Origin of the sequence: Aeromicrobium sp. Root236 (assembly GCF_001428805.1) — a bacterium.
GTDB lineage: Bacteria > Actinomycetota > Actinomycetes > Propionibacteriales > Nocardioidaceae > Aeromicrobium.
Genome location: NZ_LMIS01000001.1, coordinates 1,957,446 through 1,972,375, shown reverse-complemented (window position 1 = coordinate 1,972,375; position 14,930 = coordinate 1,957,446). Strand labels below are relative to the sequence as shown.

13 protein-coding genes are annotated in these 14,930 nt (G+C 69.8%); 7 read left to right on the top strand and 6 right to left on the bottom strand.

Going from position 1 to position 14,930, the window contains the following annotated elements; translation table 11 throughout:
- Positions 1-55 precede the first annotated feature (55 nt).
- Positions 56-3,289 (bottom strand): fused isobutyryl-CoA mutase/GTPase IcmF, encoded by a 3,234-nt coding sequence (gene icmF, locus ASE12_RS09950; RefSeq protein ID WP_056399859.1) that lies wholly within the window; start codon positions 3,287-3,289, stop codon positions 56-58.
- Positions 3,290-3,393: 104 nt separating this feature from the next.
- Between icmF and ASE12_RS09945 the strand changes: the two genes are divergently transcribed.
- Positions 3,394-3,903 (top strand): MarR family winged helix-turn-helix transcriptional regulator, encoded by a 510-nt coding sequence (locus ASE12_RS09945; RefSeq protein WP_056399854.1) that lies wholly within the window; start codon positions 3,394-3,396, stop codon positions 3,901-3,903.
- Between the two features lie 98 nt (positions 3,904-4,001).
- Positions 4,002-5,357, top strand: coding sequence for a bifunctional 2-polyprenyl-6-hydroxyphenol methylase/3-demethylubiquinol 3-O-methyltransferase UbiG (locus tag ASE12_RS09940; RefSeq protein ID WP_162255476.1), 1,356 nt, complete (start codon positions 4,002-4,004; stop codon positions 5,355-5,357).
- A gap of 4 nt (positions 5,358-5,361) precedes the next feature.
- Here ASE12_RS09940 and ASE12_RS09935 read toward each other — a convergent pair whose 3' ends face one another.
- From ASE12_RS09935 to ASE12_RS09925, 3 genes are all read right to left on the bottom strand, one after another.
- Positions 5,362-5,922 carry a hypothetical protein gene (locus ASE12_RS09935; RefSeq protein ID WP_056399848.1) on the bottom strand — a complete coding sequence of 187 codons (561 nt, stop codon included), beginning with the start codon at positions 5,920-5,922 and terminating at the stop codon, positions 5,362-5,364.
- 189 nt (positions 5,923-6,111) lie between these two features.
- A complete protein-coding gene (locus ASE12_RS09930; RefSeq protein ID WP_056399845.1) occupies positions 6,112-6,957 on the bottom strand; it encodes a hypothetical protein in 846 nt (281 codons plus the stop codon).
- A gap of 75 nt (positions 6,958-7,032) precedes the next feature.
- The gene (locus ASE12_RS09925; protein ID WP_056399842.1) at positions 7,033-8,940 is read right to left on the bottom strand and encodes an acyl-CoA dehydrogenase; all 1,908 of its coding nucleotides are present in this window, start codon (positions 8,938-8,940) and stop codon (positions 7,033-7,035) included.
- A 145-nt stretch (positions 8,941-9,085) separates the two neighbouring features.
- On the opposite strand from ASE12_RS09925, the gene ASE12_RS09920 reads away from it, so the two are divergent.
- Genes ASE12_RS09920 through ASE12_RS09900 form a run of 5 tightly spaced genes read left to right on the top strand, consistent with a single transcriptional unit; the run spans position 9,086 to position 13,278 of the window.
- Positions 9,086-9,586, top strand: coding sequence for an RNA polymerase sigma factor (locus tag ASE12_RS09920; RefSeq protein ID WP_056399839.1), 501 nt, complete (start codon positions 9,086-9,088; stop codon positions 9,584-9,586).
- Positions 9,583-10,440, top strand: coding sequence for a hypothetical protein (locus ASE12_RS09915; protein ID WP_056399836.1), 858 nt, complete (start codon positions 9,583-9,585; stop codon positions 10,438-10,440). Before ASE12_RS09920 ends, ASE12_RS09915 begins: the two co-directional genes overlap by 4 nt.
- A gap of 59 nt (positions 10,441-10,499) precedes the next feature.
- Positions 10,500-11,066 (top strand): antibiotic biosynthesis monooxygenase, encoded by a 567-nt coding sequence (locus ASE12_RS09910; RefSeq protein ID WP_056399833.1) that lies wholly within the window; start codon positions 10,500-10,502, stop codon positions 11,064-11,066.
- Entirely contained in the window at positions 11,063-12,547 is a 1,485-nt protein-coding gene (locus ASE12_RS09905) for a cobyric acid synthase (RefSeq protein WP_056399830.1), read from the top strand. Before ASE12_RS09910 ends, ASE12_RS09905 begins: the two co-directional genes overlap by 4 nt.
- Positions 12,544-13,278 carry a cobalt-precorrin-6A reductase gene (locus tag ASE12_RS09900; RefSeq protein ID WP_056399827.1) on the top strand — a complete coding sequence of 245 codons (735 nt, stop codon included), beginning with the start codon at positions 12,544-12,546 and terminating at the stop codon, positions 13,276-13,278. The genes ASE12_RS09905 and ASE12_RS09900 overlap by 4 nt, the downstream gene beginning before the upstream one ends.
- Here ASE12_RS09900 and ASE12_RS09895 read toward each other — a convergent pair.
- Positions 13,262-13,972 carry an SDR family NAD(P)-dependent oxidoreductase gene (locus ASE12_RS09895; protein WP_056399825.1) on the bottom strand — a complete coding sequence of 237 codons (711 nt, stop codon included), beginning with the start codon at positions 13,970-13,972 and terminating at the stop codon, positions 13,262-13,264. The two genes, ASE12_RS09900 and ASE12_RS09895, sit on opposite strands and share 17 nt — an antisense overlap.
- Complete coding sequence (locus tag ASE12_RS09890; RefSeq protein ID WP_056399823.1) at positions 13,969-14,901, bottom strand: cobalamin biosynthesis protein; 933 nt, start codon at positions 14,899-14,901, stop codon at positions 13,969-13,971. The genes ASE12_RS09895 and ASE12_RS09890 overlap by 4 nt, the downstream gene beginning before the upstream one ends.
- Positions 14,902-14,930: the final 29 nt, after the last annotated feature.

Here is a 14,930-nt window from a genome sequence, read left to right as displayed (position 1 = left end):
ACGTCGTCATCCCGAGAGATGCGCGCCGACCCCGAAAGGTTGTGGCGGTGGTGCGCTAGACGTTGCGGCGGTACTGGCCGCCGACCTCGAAGAACGCCTCGGTGACCTGCTGCAGGGAGCAGACCCGGGCAGCGTCCATCAGCACCGCGAACACGTTGTCGTGGTTGATCGCGGCCTGCTTGAGCCGCTCGATCGCCTCGGCGGCCTCGTCGCGGTGGGTCGCGTGGAACGTCTGGACCCGCTCGAGCTGCGAGGACTTCTCGGCCTCGGTCGCCCGCGCGAGCTCGACGGTCGGCGGCTCGAGCTCGTCGGCGTGCGGGTTGCGGAACGTGTTGACGCCGACGATCGGCAGCGAGCCGTCGTGCTTGCGCTGCTCGTAGAGCATCGACTCGTCCTGGATGCGTCCGCGCTGGTAGCCGGTCTCCATGGCGCCGAGCACGCCGCCGCGCTCGTTGATGCGGTCGAACTCGGCGAGCACGGCCTCCTCGAGCAGGTCGGTCAGCTCGTCGATCACGTAGGCGCCTTGCGTCGGGTTCTCGTTCATCGCCAGGCCCCACTCGCGGTTGATGACGAGCTGGATCGCCAGCGCGCGACGTACGGACTCCTCAGAGGGGGTCGTGACGGCCTCGTCGTACGCGTTGGTGTGCAGGCTGTTGGCGTTGTCGTAGATCGCGATGAGCGCCTGCAGGGTCGTGCGGATGTCGTTGAAGCTCATCTCCTGCGCGTGCAGGGAGCGGCCGGATGTCTGCACGTGGTACTTGAGCTTCTGCGAGCGCTCGTTGGCGCCGTACTTGTCGCGCATCGTGATGGCCCAGATGCGGCGGGCGACGCGGCCCAGCACGGAGTACTCGACGTCCATGCCGTTGGAGAAGAAGAACGACAGGTTGGGCGCGAAGTCGTCGATGTCCATGCCGCGCGCGAGGTAGGCCTCGACGTACGTGAAGCCGTTGGCGAGCGTGAACGCCAGCTGGCTGATGGGGTTCGCCCCGGCCTCGGCGATGTGATAGCCCGAGATGCTGACGGAGTAGAAGTTGCGCACCTGGTGCTCGATGAACCACTCCTGGATGTCGGCCATCATCCGCAGGCTGAACTCGGTGGAGAACAGGCAGGTGTTCTGCCCCTGGTCTTCCTTGAGGATGTCGGCCTGCACCGTGCCGCGGACGTTCTGCAGCGCGTACGACCGCAGCACGGCGTACTCGTCGGCGTCGGGCTCGCGGTCGTGCTCGGCGCGGAACACGTCGACCTGCTGGTCGATCGCGGTGTTGAGGAAGAACGCGAGCACGGTCGGCGCCGGCCCGTTGATCGTCATCGACACCGACGTCGACGGCGAGATCAGGTCGAACCCGTCGTAGAGCGCCTTCATGTCGTCGAGCGTCGCGACCGAGACGCCGGACGTGCCGACCTTGCCGTAGATGTCAGGACGCAGGTCGGGGTCGCGGCCGTAGAGCGTGACCGAGTCGAACGCGGTGGAGAGGCGCGTCGCGTCGCCGTCCTCGGACAGCAGCTTGAAGCGGCGGTTGGTGCGGAACGGGTCGCCCTCGCCGGCGAACATGCGGGCCGGGTCCTCGCCGTCGCGCTTGAACGGGAACACGCCCGCGGTGAACGGGAAGTGCCCCGGCAGGTTCTCGGTGCGCCAGTAGCGGACGAGGTCGCCGTGATCGGTGTGCTTGGGCAGGCTGACCCGGCGCACCTTGGTGCCGGACAGCGACTCACGTGTGAGGGCCGTGCGGTTGTCGGTCTCGCGGATGCGCACGATGAGCTCGTCGCCCGCGTACGTCTCGACGACCGCTGGCCAGCCCTCGATCTGCTCGGCGACCTCCTGGGGCAGCTGCTTGCGAGCGTCGTCGACCAGGGTCGCCAGCTCGTCCCTCGAGCCTGTCGAAAGGTCTTCGGCTGCCACCGCCTCGAGGCGCTGCAGGCGGCGCGCCTTGGCGACGAGGTCGTCGGTCGTGGCGTGATAGGCCCGCACGGTCTCGGTGATCTCGGCGAGGTAGCGGGTGCGCTCGGGCGGCACGACCTGGTCGATGCCGCTCGAGAACTTCACGTCGGCGCGGGGCAGGATGCCCTCGGAGACGGCCAGGCCCTGCGGCTCGAGGACCGAGACGAGGTGCTGGAAGAGCGCCGTGACCCCGTCGTCGTTGAACGTCGCGGCCGACGTGCCGAACACCGGCATGTCCTCGGGCTTCTTGCCGAACGCCTCGCGGTTGCGGACGAGCTGGCGGCCGACGTCGCGCAACGCGTCCTTGGCGCCGCGGCGCTCGAACTTGTTGATCGCGACGACGTCGGCGAAGTCGAGCATGTCGATCTTCTCGAGCTGCGACGCGGCACCGAACTCGGGCGTCATGACGTACATCGACGTGTCGACGAACGGCACGATCGCGGCGTCGCCCTGGCCGATGCCGGGTGTCTCGACGATCACGAGGTCGTGGCCTGCGGCCTTGAGCAGGTCGATGACGATCGGCAGGCAGTCGGGCAGCTCATGGCTGCCGCGGGTCGCCAGTGACCGGAAGTAGACGCGGTCGCCGTCGAGGGAGTTCATGCGGATGCGGTCGCCCAGCAGGGCTCCGCCGCCGCGACGTCTCGTCGGGTCGACGGCGATGACACCGATGCGCAGCTTGTCCTGCTGGTCGAGGCGGAACCGGCGCACCAGCTCGTCGGTCAGCGAGGACTTGCCGGAGCCGCCGGTGCCGGTGATCCCGAGGACCGGAGTGCCCGACGAGGAGGCGGTGGCACGGATCGCGTCGATGAAGTGGGCGTCGAGCTTGCCGAGCTCAGCGCCCGTGACGGCGCGAGCGAGGGCCCCGCGATCGCCGGACAGCACCGCGTCAGGGGCGGTCTCGCCACCGTCCCAGAGGTCGAGGTCGCACGCCTCGATCATCGTGTTGATCATGCCGGCGAGGCCGAGTCGCTGGCCGTCCTCGGGCGAGAAGATCGTGACCCCGGCCTCGCGCAGCCGGGTGATCTCCTCGGGGACGATGACCCCGCCACCGCCGCCGTACACCTTGACGTGGCCGGCACCGCGCTCACGCAGCGAGTCGACGAGGTACTCGAAGTACTCGACGTGGCCGCCCTGGTAGGAGCTGACCGCGACGCCCTGGACGTCCTCGTCGATCGCCGCGTCGACGACTTCCTGCACCGAGCGGTTGTGGCCGAGGTGGATGACCTCGGCGCCCTGCGACTGCAGGATGCGGCGCATGATGTTGATCGACGCGTCATGGCCGTCGAACAGCGCGGACGCCGTGACGAAACGTACGGGATGCTTCGGCGTGTGGAGGTCGTGCGTGGTCATGGTCCTCGATCTCAACGGTGCGGCGAATATTCCTAGGTCTTAAAATAGTCGGGCATCCAACTAATTGCCACTCGGTGTGACGCATTCCGCCTACGATGGTGCCCATGCCAGGGGAACCCAAGCTGCCATTCGACCCGATCGAGCGCGCGTCCGAGCTGTGGACCAAGCACATCGGCGACCCGACCTCGATGCGTCTGGCCACCTCGATCATGCGCGTGCAGCAGCTGATCATCGCCGAGCTCGACGCGGCCCTGAAGCCCTACGGCATCACGTTCGCCCGCTTCGAGGTGCTGGTGCTGCTGTCGTTCAGCTCGACCGGCCGGCTGCCGCTGAGCAAGATCGGTGAGCGGCTCATGGTGCACCCCACGTCGGTGACGAACGCGATGGACCGGCTCGAGGCACAAGGCCTGGTCAAGCGCGTCGCCGACGTCGAGGACCGTCGTCGTACGTTCGCCGAGCTCACGCCCGAGGGTGAGGCGGTGCTGGCCAAGGCGACGAAGCAGATCATGTCGATCGACTTCGCGATCAACGGCCTCGACGCCGCGCAGCAGGACGAGACCTACGAGCTGCTCCGCAACCTCCGCTCCTCCGCCGGAGATTTCTCCGAAGGTTGAGACCCTGCGTCCTTTAGGCTCCTCGCATGCCAGGACCCCGATCCGCCCGCACGTCTCAGCGACTCGGCCGAAGGGCACTCGGGAGGATCGCCCGCGCAGTGCGGGGTGAACGGAAGACCGCGAGCCCTGCAGCTCCGGCTCACAAGCGCTCCCGTGCCTACGCCCCCGGCGGCATACCGGGCCGCTGGATCAGGGTGGTCCCAGAGGCGCCGCAGGACGAGCCACCGCTCGATCGTGAGGTCACGGACCCGTCGGAACGGCTTGCCGTACGCGCGGGCTGGCAGCTCGTCGACGCCTACGAGCGGTTGTCCGTCGCAGGGGCTCGTCGCGTCTTCGGGCGCGAGGTGGACGCGTGGCGCAGGTACACCGACGACACGCTCGCCAGGCTCACGACCGCCGAGGGGCGCGCGTCGGTGCACGAGACCGAGAACACCCAGCTGCGCTTCCGCCGGGTCATGGACTTCGCGCGCCCCGGCGACCGGGTCTTCGACGTCGGGTTCGGTCAGGGCTTCCTCGCCGCCCAGCTCGTCAAGCGGTGCGAGATCGCGAGCTATCACGGCATCGACATCGACGACAGGTACCTCGCCGGCTCCAAGGAGCTGTTCGCCGACAACGGGCTGACCGATGCGAGCATCACGCTCGAGATCGGCGACCTGTACGACCTCACGCGCGAGAGCGTGGCGTCCAGGGGCGCTGACCTGGTCATCTGCTGCGAGGTCCTCGAGCACGTGCCCGACGCGGAGCTCGCACTGCGCACCCTCGCGGACGCGCTGCCCGACGGGTCCGACCTGATCTTCTCGGTCCCCCTCATCGGCCGGCTCGAGGGGGTCTGGGGACATGTCTCCGTCTTCGGCGTGGCCCGGCTCAAGCAGATGCTCGAGGGCGCCGGCCTCTATGCGCACCACGTCGAGCCGTTGTCGAATGTCTGGGCCCTGCTGGTCGCCAGCCGTGATCCCGGACCGTCGCAGCGAGTCCGTGCAGCGACACACCGCCCGCCCGCGCGGGTGGAGGTGCCGTTGACCAGGAGCTTCGACTTCCTCGACGTGAAGGCCGGCGACTACGCGGTGCGGCCCGACGATGCAGGGGTGGTCAGCATGACGCCCTCGGACGACGTGACCGTCACGGTGCGCGCGACCGCAAGTGGCGGTGTCATGTTCCCCGTCCCGGGTCTGGAGGCGCTGCGGCTCGCGCTGGTCCTCACCGAGGTCGACGGGCTCGAGCAGATCGCCATCATCGCCCGCGCGGGCCGGAAGCAGACCTGCCGATGGGACTGGTCGGCCGACGAGTTCCCGACTGGGCACCTCGCGGTGAAGGTGCGACCCGGTGAGGCCGACGGCCGATTCGCCTCCAGCGAGCACAAGAACGTGGACAGGACCGACCAGGTCGAGCTGGTCATGACGGTCCGCGACGGCGGCTCGGCGGTCATCAGCGTGGCCGCCTCTGCCCTGCCCTGACGGGTCAGCGCGGGGGCGTGACTGTCGCGCGAGCCACCGAGGGCACGGACTTCTGCTGAGCCTCGAGCGGCGGATTGGGGACGGGAGCCGGCTCGAGGTCTGCGGGGGGCACGTCGTCAGGCGCAAGGTCCTGTGTCGCGATCCAGATGTTGGCGTATGGCCCCAAGGTCGGGTTGTTGGCGCAGATGGGCCGGCCGGTCGAGGTGTAGAGGTAGATGTTGGCGTAGCCGACGCCACCCGAGCCGCCGGCGCGGACGCCGAGCCTCGACAGCGTCTCGTCCTCGTCGACCACGAGGCTGATGGCCTTCTCGCCGAGCGAGGTGTCGAAGAAGACGCGCAGGTAGCAGTTGTTGACCAGCTGGATCTTGGTCAGCCCGACAGCGGCGTGGGTGCCGTTGGTGTGCAGGTAGACCGACTTGCCGAGCCGGACCGTGCCACCGCGATGGATGATGCGGTCCTGGCCGTCGGCGGCGGACACCACGACGGGCTCGGACTGCGCCGCGACTGCGCCGATGGCGATGCCCGACCCGACCGCGACGGCGAGCGCCAGCAGCGTCCTCTTCATGGTGTACCTCGTCCTGGGCGGGAGTGAACGCTGGTGGATGGCCCCCGAGGCATCCCATGGCGTGGCGAGAGATTCGACGCCTGAGTCTAGTTGTGGGGAGCAGCGGTCGTGATGCTTTTGCGGACGTACGAAGGCCCCCACGGTGTGCGTGGGGGCCTTCGTCAGGTGGTGCGTCGTGCGTTCAGCGACTCAGAAGTAGTAGCCGCTGTCAGACTTGCCCTGGATCGACAGGGTGGTCGGGATCAGGACCCGGTAGGTGTGCTTGCCGGAGTACCAGGTGTAGGACGCCTTGCCGTACTTGCTGAGACTGATCGACTTGTACGTCTTCCACGTGCTGCCCGACTTGTACTGCAGCCGGACGGACGAGATGCCGCCGGCGTACACGTTGGCGCTGGGGCGGTAGACCTGCGCGTGGATGGTGACCTTGTGCTTCCGGCTGCCGATGTACTTGGTGTAGAGGATGTCGCCCATCGTGTCGTTGCGGACACGGACCGTGTTGCTCAGCGTCGGGTCGACGTAGGGGCTGCCGCCGCCGGGGTCGGCGATGCTCGTCGGGCCGAACGAGTAGAGGCCCGGTCCGTACGTGTCCGGGATGGGCGTGCCGCCGAACGGCTCCTTGGTGGCGAAGCCGGCGTAGAGCGGGACCGCTGTCTTGACCGTGCCGTAGTACTTGAGGTTCGTCGTCATGCTGTAGCCGAGCCCACCGGGAGTCCCGGGGTTGCCGGGCGCGACAGTGATCGTGCCAAGGATGGGGTTGCCTGTGGGACCGACGAGGACCTGGTTCTTCGACGCGAACGCGAACGTCGTCAGGTCCGGGTTGGCCACGAAGTTGGCGGAGACGTCGCTCCTGCCCGAACGGGCCAGACCGGCGGTGTTCCAGTCGACCTTGGCCGCGGCTGCTTCGGCGTGGCCCGGGATCGTGGTCTTGGTCGTGGAGGTGTCCTCGGAGGCCGACGCGGAGCCGGCGCCGAGGGTGAGCGCGAGCGCGGAAGCCGTCAGAACGGCACCGGCGCGCGCGAGAGTGGATGTACGCAAGGGATCTCCCCGATAGGTGGTGTCAGATGTGACCGTCAGTCTTCCATGCGCCCGGAGATCGCGGACACGATTTCTTCAATCGGCGAGCATCGCGGCGTTGAGCGTCTTCTCCGGCACGCCGAAGCCCTCGATCAACGTCAGCGTGTGGGGGCGCAGCTTCTCGAGCAGCTCGTTGACGAGCGAGGTGACGGTCTTGGCGCGGGTGTCGGCGAGCCGGTTGTGGCCCATGAACCACGCCAGGTCCTCCTCGATCGAGGTCAGGGCGTAGAGCGAGCACACGTCGCGCAACAGCTCCTGGGCCTCGGGGCTCTCCGTGCGGGCGATCCCCGCGGTGAACGCCTCGAGCACGACGCGCTCGATGTGGACGCGGCCGGCTCGGATCACGTGGTCCTGGGCTGCGTTGAACACCGCGAACGCCTCGGCCTTGTCGCCGCTGCTGGCCCGCCGCAGCCGTCGCGCTGCGGTCTCCAGCACGTGCTGCTCGCGGTCCTCGAACAGGTTGAGCTGCGTGCCGCGGTCGAGCAGGTCGTGGTTGTCGTCGCTGCCGCCGGGGCGGGCGTCGATCAGGCGCTGGATCAGCTGGGACGCCGCGGTGCGCTCCTTGACGACGTCGGCGACCGTGCCGGCGGCGAAGCGCACCAGACCGACGGGGTCGAGGCCGCCGACCTCCTGGGCGTACGAGGTGAGCAGCTCCTTGGCGACGAGCTGGAACAGCACGTGGTTGTCGCCCTCGAACGTCGTGAAGACGTCGGTGTCGCCCTTCAGGGTCGTGAGCCGGTTCTCGGCGAGGTAGCCGGCACCGCCACAGGCCTCGCGGGCCTCCTGGATCGCACGGGTCGCGTGCCAGGTCTGGGCGGCCTTGAGCCCGGCGGCGCGGCTCTCGAGCTCGCGCTGCTGGTGCGGGGGCGGCGGTTCCTCGGCGCTCTGGACCGTGTCCATGCGGGCGACGAGCTGGTTCTGCGCGAACCGGTAGGCGTACGACCGGGCGATCAGCGGCAGCAGACGGCGCTGGTGCATGCGGTAGTCCATGAGCAGGATCTCGTTGCCCGGCTCGGGGCCGAACTGGCGGCGCTTGAGGGCGTAGCGGCCGGCGATGCTGAGGGCGACCTCGGTCGCCGCGCTGGCCGAGCCGCCGACGCTGATGCGCCCGCGGATGAGGGTGCCGAGCATCGTGAAGAACCGGGCGTTGCTGCTCTCGATCGGCGAGGAGTAGGTGCCACCCTGGTCGACCTGGCCGTACTTGTTGAGCAGGTTCTCGCGCGGGATGCGGACGTGGTCGAAGACGATGCGGCCGTTGTCGACCGCGCCGAGCCCGCCCTTGTGGAAGTCGTCGGACGTCGTGATGCCGGGCAGGTCGTTGCCCTGGTCGTCGCGCAGCGGCACGACGAAGCAGTGCACGCCGTGGTTCTCGCCCTTGGTGATGAGCTGCGCGAAGACGGCGGCGACCTGGGCGTGCGCCGCGGCACCGCCGATGTAGTCCTTGCGCGACGACGGCGTCGGCGAGTTGATCACGAACTCCTCGGTCGCCAGGTCGTACGTCGCGGTGGTCTCCAGGCTCTGCACGTCGCTGCCGTGGCCGGTCTCGGTCATCGCGAAGCAGCCGAGGATGTCGAGTTTGATGAGGCCGGGGATGTACTTCTTGTGGTGCTTCTCGGTGCCGAGGTTCTCGATGGCGCCACCGAACAGGCCCCACTGCACGCCGGCCTTGACCATCAGCGAGAGGTCGAACTGGGCGAGCATCTCGATGCCGGTGACCGCCATGCCGGGATCGCCCGTGCCGCCGCTCTCGACCCTGAAACCTGCCGCGGGGACTCCGGTCGGGACCAGCTTGTGCATCTGCTCCAGGACTCGCGCGCGGGCCTCGTCGAGGGTCAGGTCGTGGTCGTACGCGAGGTCGAGCTCGGCGAGCTCCTTGCGTGACTGTTCCCTGACGTGACGCCACTTGCCGTCGAGTGCGATCCGGAGGTCGTCGCTGAGAGCCATGGTCCACAAGGTACTCGCGTCGGGGGTGGTCGGCACGTGTCGCGCCGTCGTCCCGGCAGGCGTCTGAGCGCATACATTGGCGGCGGGATGTCACGATTCGCGGTTGCGGGACATTACAGGGCATGCCCGGTGACAGGAGCGTGCGATGACGGCGGTCATACGCGACGAACGCGCCTTCGAGGAGTTCTACGATCTGCACGCTCCGGCGGTCGCGCGGTTCGCCTGGACGCTCTCGCCGACGGCTGAAGGCGCGCAGGACATCCTGCAGGAGACGTTCCTGACTGCCTGGAACCGCCGAGCATCGATCCGGCTCGTGGCAGGTTCGGCGCTGCCCTGGCTCCTGACGACGTGCCGCAACCACGCGCGCAACCACGCCCGGCGCGAGCGGCGGTGGAACCAGCTGCTCGAGCTCCGCGAGGAGTCGATCGCTGCTGATGCGAGCAACGGCGCCGCGGCGGCCGATCTCCGGTGGGCCCTCGAGGCGATCGCCGGTCTTCCGGAAGGTGAGCGACGCGTGTGCGAGCTCTGCCTGCTGCAAGGGCTGACGTACGCGGAGGCCGCCGAGGTGCTCGGCCTCACCGGGGCCGCGGTGGGCAAACGCCTGCAGCGGGCGCGCACACGACTGCGAGAGGAGGCCGGGGAATGACCGAGCAACGTCAACGACCCGATGACGCCGAGATCGCCGTGATGGTGGCCGGTGTGCGTCCGTTGGTGCTGCGCCACGCTGCATCGCGGCGCTGGTGGCGGCGGCTCAGCCGGCCGGCTGTGCTGGCCTCGGTCGCCGGCGCAGTTGCGGTCGGTGGGATGGCCTACGCGACCGTCGAGCGTACGAACGGCTCGCCGCCGGAGACTCACACCGGAGACTCAGTGCTGTCGATCGGCGAGCCGGGGCCGAAGGACAGGTGGCTCAACGTGTCGGTGACGTACCGGTGCGCTCCGGGTGAGTCGTTCGAGCTGCGCGACGCCAAGAAGGAGATCTTCTCGTACGACTGCGGCACCGAGGGGAGGGTCGACGACGGCGACGGGCGCCGGGGCATGCTCAAGAGCATCCCGGTCGACGAGGTCAACGGGACGAAGCTGGTGATGACGTCCGACCTCTCCCGCGACTACCGGCTCACTGCCACCTTCGGACCACGAGCGGCGGTGGCGCAGGCGGACGTCCTGCCGCCGACCGGTCCTGATGGCAAGCCGGCGTGGGACATCCCGGACTACACGGTCAACGAGTACGGCCTGACCGTTGGTGCCCCGCGGGCCAGCACTCCGGAGTCGGCCTATCCGGACCTGTATCCGGTGGAGTTCGAGGGCCGCGAGGCCTACATCCTGAAGAAGGACATGCTGGGGGACGTCGCCGGAAATCCGGCTGAGGCGGTTCGCCAGATGAAGGAGCGGAGGCGGCTCGGCCTGATCGATGCCAAGGGCAACGTCTACCAGTTCGTATATGCCGCCGACGGCAAGACCAGGTTGGGCAAGGTGCTCATCGGCACGGTGCACGAGGGGTAGTCGCCGTCGTCGCAACAGGCGTGGTCGGCACGGGTCGCGCGCAGTCCTAGGCTGGTGGCATGTCCGGGCCCGTCACCGTCTCCATCACGCGACAGGTGGATCCGTCGCAGGAGGACCAGATGCTCGCCTGGCTGCGCGCCGGCACCGAGCTCGCCGAGCGCTTCGACGGGTTCCTGGGATCGGGCTGGGTACGCCCTGAGGAGTCGTCGGCCGAGTGGCACATGCTCTACCGGTTCTCGTCGCAGGAGTCCCTCGAGGCGTGGGAGCTGTCGGCGCAGCGCCGCTGGTGGCTCGACTCGGCGCAGGGATTCGTCGACGAGTCCGCTCGCGAGCACCGCACCGGCATCGAGGGCTGGTTCGACGAGCCGTCGAGCGTCGACGTGCAGGACCTGCGCAGCGCCGCCCCCGCGCCGCCGCGGTGGAAGCAGATGTGCGCGATCTTCATCGTGTTCCTCCCGCTGAGCCTCGCGGCCAACTACCTCGCCAAGGACTTCGCCGCCGACTGGTGGCTGCCGCTGCGCGTGCTCGTGATCACCGGGGTCATGACGCCGCTCATGACGTACCTCGCCCTGCCGTGGATCACCCGGCTGTTGCACGGCTGGCTCAACGCGGCGCGTACGCGATGAGCGGGTCGCTGCTGGTCGCGGGTACGACCTCGGACGCCGGCAAGAGCATCGTCACCACGGGCCTGTGCCGTGCGTTCGCGCGCCGGGGGCTCAAGGTCGCGCCCTACAAGGCGCAGAACATGTCCAACAACTCGATGGTGTGTGCCGACGGGGCCGAGATCGGCCGGGCGCAGTGGATCCAGGCGCTGGCCGCCGGAGCCGTGCCCGAGGCCGCGATGAACCCCGTGCTGCTCAAGCCCGGCGGTGACCGCAAGAGCCACGTCGTCGTGATGGGCCGGCCGGCGGGTGAGATCTCGTCAGCAGAGTTCATCGGCGGCCGTACGCACCTGGCCGCGGCGGCCCACGAGGCGTACGACGATCTGGCGTCGCGGTTCGACCTGGTGGTGAGCGAGGGCGCCGGCAGCCCGGCGGAGATCAACCTGCGGGCGGGCGACTACGTCAACATGGGCCTCGCCCGGCACGCTGACATCCCGACGGTCGTGGTCGGTGACATCGATCGCGGCGGGGTGTTCGCGGCGATGTACGGCACTGTCGCGCTGCTCGAGCCGGACGACCAGCGGCTCGTGGCAGGGTTCGTGGTCAACAAGTTCCGTGGCGACGAGACGCTGCTGCGGCCGGGGCTCGACCAGCTGGAGGCGCTGACCGGTCGCCGTGTCTTCGGCGTGCTGCCCTGGAGCCCCGACGTGTGGCTCGACTCCGAGGATGCCCTCGACCTCGAGGGCCGCCGTTCGGCGAACCGCGACGCAGCTCTGCGGGTCGCGGTGATCCGGATGCCGCGCATCAGCAACTTCACGGACGTCGACGCGCTGGGCCTGGAGCCGGGGGTCGACGTCGTGTTCGCCGGCAAGCCGCAGGACCTCAGCGGGGCCGACGTCATCGTGCTGCCGGGCACCCGTGCCACGATCTCCGACCTCGCCTGGCTGCGGTCGCGCGGCCTCGACCGGGCCGTGCTCGAGCACGCGGCGGCGGGTCTGCCGGTGCTGGGCATCTGCGGTGGCTTCCAGATGCTCGGCCGCACGGTCAGCGATCCCGACGGCGTCGAGGGCGACGCCGGTGCGACCGCCGACGGGCTGGGCCTGCTCGACGTCACCACGACGTTCCGGGCCGACAAGGTGCTGCGGCTGCCGACCGGCACGGCGCTCAGCACGGACGTGACGGGTTACGAGATCCACCACGGCCGCATCACCCAGGGCGGCGACGAGGAGTTCCTCGGCGGGGCCCGCTCAGCCAACGTGTTCGGCACGATGTGGCACGGCAGCCTGGAGTCCGACGAGTTCCGTCGCGCGTTCCTCGCCGAGGCGGCCGGGCTCGGCGGTCGGGCGTACGAGCCGTCGGACGTCAGCTTCGCCGCCCGCCGCGAGCAGCGGCTCGACCTGCTCGGCGACCTCGTCGAGCGTCACCTCGACGTCGACGCGCTGCTCACGATCGCCACCGACGGTGCACCGCCGGTGCCGGTCCTGCCGCCCGGAGCGTCCTCATGACGGTGCTGGTGCTCGGCGGCACCTCCGAGGCGCGTGAGCTCGCGGTGCTGCTGCAGGAGGCGCACGTACGTTTCGTGTCGTCGCTCGCCGGCCGGGTCGCCCGCCCGCGGCTGCCGGTCGGCGCGGTGCAGATCGGCGGGTTCGGCGGGGTGTCCGGGCTGCGGTCGTACCTGATGGAGATGCGCATCTCGGCGGTCGTCGACGCGACGCATCCGTTTGCAGAGGGCATGAGCGCCAACGCCGCCGCCGCGTGCCACGCCGACGGGGTGCCGCTGCTGAGGCTGGAACGGCCGGGCTGGTCCGAAGCGCCGGGCTCGGACCGCTGGCACTGGGTCGACGACCACGACGAGGCGGCCGGACTCACCGCGACCCTCGGCGATCGTCCGTTCCTCACCATCGGCCGCCAGTCGCTCCACCGCTTCGTCGACGCGCTCTCGGGCAAGGCTGCGCTCGTGCGGGTCGTCGACGAGCCGGACTTCGAGCTGCCGGAGATGTGGACGCTGCTGAGGAGCCGTGGCCCGTACGGGCTGGAGGACGAGCGCCGGGTCATGGCCGACGTCGACGTTCTCGTCACGAAGGACTCCGGCGGTTCCTACACGTGGTCCAAGATGCAGGTCGCCAACGAACGTGGCCTCGAGGTCGTGATCGTCCGTCGCTCGGCGGTGCCGGCCGACGTCGAGCTCGTCAAAGATCCGGCGGCAGCCGCCGCCTGGGTCACATCCCGCCAGTGATCCGGATCGTCGTCGCAGTGACATAGGCGGCCTCGGGCCGGAACAGCCACGCCACGGCGCCGGCGATGTCGTCGGGCTCGCCGGCCCGGCCCAGTGGCACGCGCTCCGCCACGCGGTCTGGTCGGCCGGGGTCGCCGGCGTCCGCGTGGATGCCGGTGCGGATCGTGCCGGGTGCCACGCCGACGACGCGGATGCCCAGCGACGCCACCTCCTTGCCGAGCCCCACGGTGAGGGCGTCCACCCCGGCCTTGGCGGCGGCGTAGTGGACGTACTCGCCGGGTGAGCCCAGCGTCGCCGCGCCCGAGGAGATGTTGACGATCGTGCCGCCCGCGGTCATGGCCTGCACGGCTCGCCGGGCGCACAGCACCGCGGCCGTCAGGTTGAGGTCGATGACCGACCGGATGACCTCGGGGTCGGTCTCGGCCAAGGGTCCGACGTGCATCGTGGCGCCGGCGTTGTTGACGAGCCCGGTGACCGGGCCTCGTTCCTGCGCGGCGTTGAACAGCGTGTCGATGCCGTCGGTCGTCGTCACGTCGGCGCGTACGACGTGGACCGCCTCGAGCTCGGCCGCGAGGGCCTCGGCGCTCGCATCGTCACGTACGTACGAGGCGACGACGTCGTGGCCGTCCGAGGCCAGGGCACGGGTGATGGCCGCCCCGATGCCGCGGGTGCCGCCCGTGACGATCGTGGTCATCGGCGGCGCTTGAGCGCGACGACGACGCTGACCGCGAGGGCGGCGAGGCCGACAGCGTCGGCGAGGCGTACGGACCGGTCGATGTCACCCGGCAGCGCGACGGGTCCGTCGCCCAGCGTCGGGCGGTGCTCGACCCGCTCGCCGTAGACGTTCGTGCCGCCGAGCTGCACGCCGAGCGCGCCGGCGAACGCCGCCTCGACGGGTCCGGCGTTGGGGCTCGGGTGACGACCCGCGTCGCGGGTCCAGGTGCGCAACGCGATCTCGCCGCTGCCGCCGACCACCGGGGCGAGCGCCGCGGCGAGGAGAGCCGACACCCGTGCGGGCACGAGGTTGAGCAGGTCGTCGAGGCGCGCCGAGGCCCAGCCGAAGTTGCGATGGCGCGGGCTGCGGTGGCCCACCATGGCGTCGAGCGTGTTGGCGGCCCGATAGGCCGCGATGCCCGCCACGCCACCGACTGCCCCGGCGAGCAAGGGGGCGACCACGGCGTCGGAGGTGTTCTCGGCGACGGACTCGACGACGGCGCGAGAGATCTCCTGCTCGTCGAGCGACGACGGGTCGCGGCCGACGAGGTGGGTGAGCTGCTCCCGAGCGGCTGGGAGGTTGTCGGCGTCGAGCCACGCTCGTACGTACGAGGCCTCCTGCGACAGGGAACGGCCGCCGAGGGCAGTCCACGTCGTTGCGGCGGTGAGGAGCGTACGCATGACGGGACGGCCACCGACCGCACGCTCGGCGAGGAAGCCGGCCGCGGCGACGCCGCCGACGAGGACCGACGTGTAGGCCAGGCCCATCGTGCGGTCGTCACGATAGACCTGGCGCTCGACGTCGCGGGCCATCAGGCCGAAGCCGGCGACCGGGTGGAAGCGGGCGGGATCGCCGAACATGCGGTCCGCGGCGAATCCCAGTGCGAGGCCGGCGGCACGTGCACGCATTCGGGCTCCTCAGGGGACGATCGTGGTCG

Bases quoted from the DNA above. Each gene is read 5' to 3' on its own strand.
- icmF (WP_056399859.1), bottom strand. From the start codon at position 3,289: ATGACCACGCACGACCTCCACACGCCGAAGCATCCCGTACGTTTCGTC.
- ASE12_RS09925 (WP_056399842.1), bottom strand. From the start codon at position 8,940: ATGGCTCTCAGCGACGACCTCCGGATCGCACTCGACGGCAAGTGGCGT.
- ASE12_RS09895 (WP_056399825.1), bottom strand. From the start codon at position 13,972: ATGACCACGATCGTCACGGGCGGCACCCGCGGCATCGGGGCGGCCATC.
- ASE12_RS09945 (WP_056399854.1), top strand. From the start codon at position 3,394: ATGCCAGGGGAACCCAAGCTGCCATTCGACCCGATCGAGCGCGCGTCC.
- ASE12_RS09920 (WP_056399839.1), top strand. From the start codon at position 9,086: ATGACGGCGGTCATACGCGACGAACGCGCCTTCGAGGAGTTCTACGAT.
- ASE12_RS09890 (WP_056399823.1), bottom strand. From the start codon at position 14,901: ATGCGTGCACGTGCCGCCGGCCTCGCACTGGGATTCGCCGCGGACCGC.
- ASE12_RS09935 (WP_056399848.1), bottom strand. From the start codon at position 5,922: ATGAAGAGGACGCTGCTGGCGCTCGCCGTCGCGGTCGGGTCGGGCATC.
- ASE12_RS09905 (WP_056399830.1), top strand. From the start codon at position 11,063: ATGAGCGGGTCGCTGCTGGTCGCGGGTACGACCTCGGACGCCGGCAAG.
- ASE12_RS09915 (WP_056399836.1), top strand. From the start codon at position 9,583: ATGACCGAGCAACGTCAACGACCCGATGACGCCGAGATCGCCGTGATG.
- ASE12_RS09910 (WP_056399833.1), top strand. From the start codon at position 10,500: ATGTCCGGGCCCGTCACCGTCTCCATCACGCGACAGGTGGATCCGTCG.
- ASE12_RS09900 (WP_056399827.1), top strand. From the start codon at position 12,544: ATGACGGTGCTGGTGCTCGGCGGCACCTCCGAGGCGCGTGAGCTCGCG.